Origin of the sequence: Xanthomonas sp. SHU 199 (assembly GCF_000364665.1) — a bacterium.
GTDB classification, from domain to species: Bacteria; Pseudomonadota; Gammaproteobacteria; order Xanthomonadales; family Xanthomonadaceae; genus Xanthomonas_A; species Xanthomonas_A sontii.
On the sequence record NZ_AQOI01000280.1, the window covers coordinates 1 to 5,988 of the forward strand.

General features: G+C 70.7%; 4 protein-coding genes. 3 read left to right on the forward strand and 1 reads right to left on the reverse strand.

What is annotated here, in order from left to right:
- The 3 genes from D183_RS0110415 to D183_RS0110425 form a co-directional block, all read left to right on the forward strand.
- Positions 1 to 920 (forward strand): beta-propeller fold lactonase family protein (locus D183_RS0110415; protein ID WP_017908933.1); only part of this gene is annotated, 920 nt, incomplete at its 5' end.
- 53 nt (positions 921 to 973) lie between these two features.
- Positions 974 to 2,083, forward strand: coding sequence for an S-(hydroxymethyl)glutathione dehydrogenase/class III alcohol dehydrogenase (locus D183_RS0110420; protein WP_017908934.1), 1,110 nt, complete (start codon positions 974 to 976; stop codon positions 2,081 to 2,083).
- A 17-nt stretch (positions 2,084 to 2,100) separates the two neighbouring features.
- Complete coding sequence (locus D183_RS0110425) at positions 2,101 to 4,497, forward strand: TonB-dependent receptor (RefSeq protein WP_017908935.1); 2,397 nt, start codon at positions 2,101 to 2,103, stop codon at positions 4,495 to 4,497.
- Positions 4,498 to 4,942: 445 nt separating this feature from the next.
- On the opposite strand, the gene D183_RS0110430 is transcribed toward D183_RS0110425, so the two are convergent.
- Positions 4,943 to 5,988: sigma-54-dependent Fis family transcriptional regulator (locus D183_RS0110430; protein ID WP_017908936.1), on the reverse strand; the 1,046-nt coding region annotated here is incomplete at its 5' end.

Genomic DNA, 5,988 nt, shown 5'->3' on the forward strand with positions numbered 1-5,988 from the left:
CGGCCGCGCCAGCGCCTGCGGCCGCGACCGCGGCGCTGGCCTACGTCCCGAACCAGCGCAGCGGCACCATCTCGGTGATCGACACCGGCAGCGACCGCGTGGTGCGGACGCTGTCGGCGCAGGGCCAGCTCGGCAAGCGCCTGCAGCAGGTGGTGCCGGGGCCGCCCGGGCATCTGTACGTCATCGACGCGCAGGGCCATCGCCTGCTGGACCTGGATACCGTGCAGGACCGCGTGCTGCGCAGCGTCGACATCGGCGAGAACGCCGAAGGCGTCGCCGCGTCGCCGGACGGCCGCCAACTGGCGGTGTGCGTGGAGGGGCAGAACCAGGTGATGCTGATCGACCCGGCCAGCTTCACCATCGGCGCGCACATCGCCACTCGCGGGCAGGCGCCGGAACACTGCGTCTACACGCCGGATGGCGCGCTGCTGCTGACCAGCAACGAAGGCTCCAACGACCTGGACGTGATCGACCTGAAGGCCGGCGCGTCCACCGGCGTGATCGCCACCAGCGGGCATCCGCGCGGCATGGCGTTCGCGCCCGACGGCAAGACGGTCTATGTGGCGCAAGAAGCGGCCAACGTGGTCGACGTGATCGACCTGGCGGCGCGCGCGCGCGTGGCCAGCATTCCGGCCGGGCAGCGTACCGCCGGCATCGCCATCGCCCGCGACGGCAGCCGCGTGTACGCGTCCAATGGCGCCGGCACGGTCAGCGTGATCGATCCGGCCGCGCGCCGTGCGTTGGCGGAGATCCCGGTGGGGCAGCGGCCCTGGAACCCGGCGCTGAGCCCGGACGGCAAAAAGTTGTACGTGGCCAATGGCCGTTCCGACAGCGTCAGTGTCATCGACACGGCGGCGATGAAGGAGATCAAGCAGATCGCGGTGGGCGAGATGCCATGGGGTGTGATCGTGGCGCAGTGAGGTGAGGCGAGCGGCGCTCTCGGGCGTCGCGACGGGAGGCGGGGAGAGCCGGAATGAAGACGCGAGCCGCGGTCGCCTGGGCGGCGAACCAGCCGCTGGCCATCGAAGAGGTGGATCTGCAGCCGCCCAAGGCCGGCGAAGTGCTGGTGCGCATGGTCGCCAGCGGCATCTGCCACGGCGACGACATCGCCCTGTCCGGTGCCGATGCCGATGCGGCATTCCCGGTGATCCTGGGCCAGGAAGGCGCCGGCGTGGTCGAGGAGGTCGGCGTCGGCGTCACCAGCGTGCGCCCGGGCGATCACGTGATCCCGCTGTACATGCCCGAGTGCGGCGTGTGCAAGTACTGCCGTTCCAACCGCACCAACCTGTGTCAGGCGATCCGAAGCACCCAGGATCGCGGGCTGATGCCCGACGGCAGCAGCCGCTTCTCGCTGCACGGGCGCCCGCTGCTGCACTACATGGGCACCAGCACCTTCGCCGAGTACACCGTGCTGCCGGAGATCGCGGTGGCCCGGATCCATCCGGCCGCGCCGCTGGACAAGGCCTGTCTGCTCGGCTGCACGGTCACCACCGGCATCGGCGCCGTGCTCAACACCGCGCGGGTGCGTCCGGGCGAGAGCGTGGCGGTGTTCGGACTCGGCGGCATCGGCCTGTCGGTGGTGCAGGGCGCGGTGATGGCGCGCGCCGAGCGCATCATCGTGGTCGACATCAACCGCGACAAGTTCCCGCTGGCGCGCGCGCTGGGCGCCACCGACTGCCTGGATCCGAAGGATTTCGGCGCGCCGGTGCAGCAGGTCATCGTCGACCTCACCGACGGCGGCGCCGACCACAGCTTCGCCTGCGTCGGCGACGTGCGCGCCATGCGCGCGGCGCTGGAGTGCTGCCACAAGGGCTGGGGCGAAAGCATCATCCTCGGCGTGGCGCCGAGCGCGCAGGAGATCAGCACGCGGCCGCTGCAACTGGTCACCGGCCGCGCCTGGCGCGGCAGCGCGTTCGGCGGGGTCAAGGGCCGCAGCGAGCTGCCGGCCTATGCCGAGCGCTACCTGGCCGGGGAGATCCGCATCGACGAACTGATCAGCGAAACCCTGCCGTTTGACCACATCAACCGCGGCTTCGAGGCGATGCGCGCCGGCCGCGGCATCAAATCGATCGTTCTCTACTGAGCCCTCAAGGAACCGGCATGACCCACACCCCAGGACCGCATACTCCGCCGCCGAGCCTGCTCGCGCTGGCCGTCGCCACCGCCATCGGCCTGCTCGCCGCACCGGCGCACGCGCAGACCACGGTCAATGCCGACGATGCGCAGATCACCGCGCTGGACCGGGTCGAGGTCACCGCCACGCCGATCCCCGGCACGCTGATCGATGCCGACCTGCTGCCGTACACGGTGCAGACCGCCAATGCCGACGACATCGCACGCAGCCAGGCCGGCAACCTCACCGACTTCCTGCTGCGCGAAATGAACGGCGTGGACACCAACGAGGTGCAGGGCAGCCCGTTCCAGACCGACCTGACCTTCCGCGGTTTCCGTGCCTCGGCCTTGCCGGGCGCCTCGCAGGGCGTGTCGGTGTACCTGGACGGTGTGCGCATGAACGAGCCGTTCGGCGACATCGTCAGCTGGGACATGATGCCGGAGGCGGCGATCCGCAGCGTGGCGCTGATGCCGGGTTCCAACCCGCTGTTCGGTCCCAACACGCTGGGTGGCGCGCTGGCCTTCACCACCCAGTCCGGCCTGACCGCGCCGGGCCTGCGCGCCGACCTGTCGGTGGGCAGCGGCGCGCGCAAGCGCCTGGATGCGTCCTACGGCTACGCCGGTACCGACGGCCTGCATGCCTTCGTCGCGGCCACCGGTTTCGACGAGAACGGCTGGCGCGACGCCTCCGCCGGCCGCTTGGGCACCGTATTCGGCAAGTTCGGGCGGCAGGGCGAGCGCACCGACTGGGACGTGTCGCTGCTGCACGGGCGCAGCCGCCTGGTCGGCAATGGCCTGCTGCCGAGCTATCGCTACACCGACGAGGGCACGGAGCCGGGACTGTACGAAGCCGACCGCGCCGCGGTCTACACCTCGCCGGACCTGACCCGCAACCGCAACACGCTGCTCACCGGACAGTTCGACCATCGCTTCGACGAGCGCACCGCATTGCACCTGCTCGCCTACTACCGCCAGGGGCGGCGCGACACCGTCAACGGCGACATCAACGACGACTACGAGGAATTCGTCGACGATTGCGCCGACGGCTACGCCGCCGACGGCACGCCGCTGGACGCCGGCTGCACGGTGTCGCGCGCCGATGCCGACGCGCTGCACAGCGGCGTGCTCAACACCACGCAGATGCGCCAGCACGCCGAGGGCGTGGCACTGAACCTCAGCCACCAGGCCGGCGCGCACGCGCTGAGCATCGGCGCCACCTACGACCGCAACCGCGTGCGCTACCGCCAGTACGAGCAGGAGGCGTTCGTGCAGGACGATCGCTCGGTGGTCGCCGATCCGGACGAGGATCGGGAGTTCTTCTCCGGCGTCGACGGGCGCAGCAGCACCCTGGGCCTGTTCGCCGCCGATACCTGGGAGCTGAGCGAGGCCACCCACCTCAATGCCGCGCTGCGCTGGAACCGCGTCGCCGTCGCCAACACCCTGTCCACCGCCGACGACGGCGTGCTGCCGCGCGAGCGCTTCGTGTTCGCCAAGGCCAATCCCTCGCTGGGCATCACCCAGCGCCTGGGCGACGGCTTCACCGCGTTCGCCTCGGCCTCGCAGAACAGCCGCGCGCCGACCGCGATCGAACTCGGCTGCGCCGACCCGGAACAGCCGTGCCGGTTGCCGACCGGGCTGCAGGCCGACCCGCGCCTGGAGCAGATCGTCTCGCGCACCTACGAGCTCGGCCTGCGCTGGAACCCGACGCCGGCGCAGACGCTGAACGCCTCGCTGTACCGCGCCGACAACCGCGACGACATCCTGTTCCTGCGCGCACCCAATTCCCAGCAGGGCTATTTCGACAACGTCGACCGCACCCGCTATCAGGGCGCCGACCTCAGCTACCGCGGCAGCCACGGCGCGCTGCGCTGGTTCGCCGGCTACAGCTACCTGGACGCCACCTACCGCAGCACCGGCGAACTGCTCTCCGGCGAGCGCACGGTGACCTTGCGGCCGGGCACGCGCATCGCCGGCCTGCCGCGCAACACGCTGAAGCTGGGCGTGGACTGGCAGGCGCTGGCGCAGCTGACGCTGGGGGCCGACTTGCGCGCGGTGTCGCGGCGCGTGGCCAGCGGCAACGAGGACGGCCTGGTCGAAGACCCCGAGGAAGGCGAGGCGCCGGCGCGCCACGACCTGTCCACCGGCGGCTACGCCTTGCTCGACCTGCACGGCACCTGGGAGCTCGCCGAAGGCCTGTCGTTGTACCTGCGGGTCAACAACGTGTTCGACCGCCGCTACGAGACGTATGCGGCGATCGCCGAGGACCTGTTCCCGGGCGGCGCCCTGGCACGCCCGCAGGACGCTGCGGTCGAGGACGGCCCCTCGCGCTTTGTCGCCCCCGGCGCCCCGCGGCAATACCAGGTCGGTTTGCGCTGGCGTTTCTAGCGGGCGGTTTGCGGTTCGTGTGGTGGCACCGCTCGGCGCGTGCCATCCGCCGTGTCCAACACGGCTGCACGCCAGTCGGCGCGGGCGACTGGCGCGGCTGACGCCGCTCCTGCCTGGGTCCGCGCTTGGTCACCGGCGCAGGGCTTCCTGCAGGAGCGGTGTCAGCCGCGACCTCGGACGGAACCTATCCGGCTCCGTCCGCAGTCGGGACTGAAGTCCCTTCCGCAGTGTGCGATCTCAGCGGCCCGCAAGCTGTTGTCGTAAAAACGGATGTTGTGGGAGCTGCTTCAGCCGCGACATCGAAGCCCGGCATCCTCCAGCGGCCTCAACGGTTGGGACGCCAATACCCCACAGCACTCACGCCGCTACCGAATGGCAAGACGCGACAGGCGAGGCTTCATTCGCGACGCGCAGCAACTCCATTGAATCGCGATGCCGCCGCCACTCAAGCCGTCGCCAACCCGTGCTTGCGCAGCTTGCGATACAACGTATTGCGGCTGATGCCCAGCGCATCGGCGGTGCGGCTGACGTTCCAGCGGTGACGCTCCAACTGCTGCTGCAGCACGCTGCGCTCGGCACTGTCCAGGGCGACGCGGCCGGGCATGCCGTCGCCGGCATGCGCGTCGTCGCCGAGCAGGCACGGGCTGCTGTCGGCATCGACGATTTCCTGCGGCAGGTTGGGGATGCGGATGACGCCATCGGCGCACAGCACCGCCGCGGTACGCAGCACGTTGCGCAGCTGCCGCAGGTTGCCGGGCCAGGCATAGCTGAGCAGCTTGTGCAGGGCGTCCTCGCTGATGCGCACCGTCTGCTCGCCGCTTTCCTCGCGCAGCAGGGTGCGGATCAGTTCGGCCTTGTCGCTGCGCTCGCGCAGTGGCGGCAGGTGCAGCACCACGCCGTTGAGGCGGTAGTACAGGTCTTCGCGGAAGCCGCCGCTGCCGACCATCTGCGCCAGGTCGCGGTGGCTGGCGCTGATCACGTGCAGTTCCAGCGGCACGGCGCGGTCGCTGCCCAGCGGGGTCACGCTCTGTTCCTCCAGCACCCGCAGCAGGCGCGTCTGCAGCGGCAGCGGCATGTCGCCGATCTCGTCCAGGAACAGGGTGCCCCCGCTGGCCTGCAACAGCTTGCCGTGGCGTCCTTCGCGCGCGGCATCGGTGAAGGCGCCGCGCGCATAGCCGAACAGCTCGCTCTCGATCAGCGCTTCCGGGATCGCCGCACAGTTCACCGCCACGAACGGGCGGTCGGCCCAGGGCGAGCTGCGGTGCACCGCCTTGGCGAACTCCTCCTTGCCGGTGCCGGTGGCGCCGCACAGCAGGATCGACACGCGGTGCTTGGCCAGCTTCAGCGCATTGTCCAGGTTGTGCAGCATGCGCGGATCGGAACCGACATGATCGTTGGCGCGCGCGGCCTGGCCGTCCTCGCCCGCGGCGCGCGTTCGGCCGGCAGCGCTGCGCGCACGCGGCGGCTGCGCCAGGGCGAAGAAGCGGCGGG

Excerpts from the sequence above, each read along its gene's own strand:
- D183_RS0110420 (WP_017908934.1), top strand. The coding sequence starts at position 974 with ATGAAGACGCGAGCCGCGGTCGCCTGGGCGGCGAACCAGCCGCTGGCC.
- D183_RS0110425 (WP_017908935.1), top strand. The coding sequence starts at position 2,101 with ATGACCCACACCCCAGGACCGCATACTCCGCCGCCGAGCCTGCTCGCG.